Source organism: Mesorhizobium sp. M4B.F.Ca.ET.089.01.1.1 (genome assembly GCF_004022605.1).
In the GTDB taxonomy this organism is placed as follows: Bacteria; Pseudomonadota; Alphaproteobacteria; order Rhizobiales; family Rhizobiaceae; genus Mesorhizobium; species Mesorhizobium abyssinicae.
On the sequence record NZ_RZOS01001386.1, the window covers coordinates 1 to 467 of the forward strand.

Here is a 467-nt window from a genome sequence, read left to right on the forward strand (position 1 = left end):
GGCATCAATATCGTCGATGCGCCGGAGGAGACTATGGCCATTGCCATGAACTATCTCGGCAAGGACGGCGACAGCAAGAAGAAAGAAGACCTCGAAGCCGGTGGTGGCATCTACACGAAAATCCGGCCCTATGTCCGCACCTTCAGCTCCTCTGCCTACATCAACGACCTGGCGAATGGCGATAAATGCATCAGCATCGGCTGGTCGGGTGACGTGCTGCAGGCCAAGAACCGCGCCAAGGAAGCCAACAACGGGGTCAAGGTCGAATACCTGATCCCTAAAGAAGGCACCTATATGTGGTTCGACAATCTGGCTATTCCTGCCGACGCCAGGCATGTCGATGAAGCGCACGCCTTCATCAACTACTTGATGCGGCCGGAAGTCATCGCCAAGTCAACCAACTATGTCCAAACTGCCAACGGCAACCTCGCCTCGCAGAAGTTCATCGACGAGGCCGTGTTGAAGAA

Annotated in this window: 1 protein-coding gene; it reads left to right on the top strand. The window is 55.2% G+C overall.

Going from position 1 to position 467, the window contains the following annotated elements; genetic code table 11:
• The coding region (locus EN780_RS37630; RefSeq protein ID WP_128276659.1) for an extracellular solute-binding protein at positions 1–467 on the top strand (467 nt) is incomplete at both ends.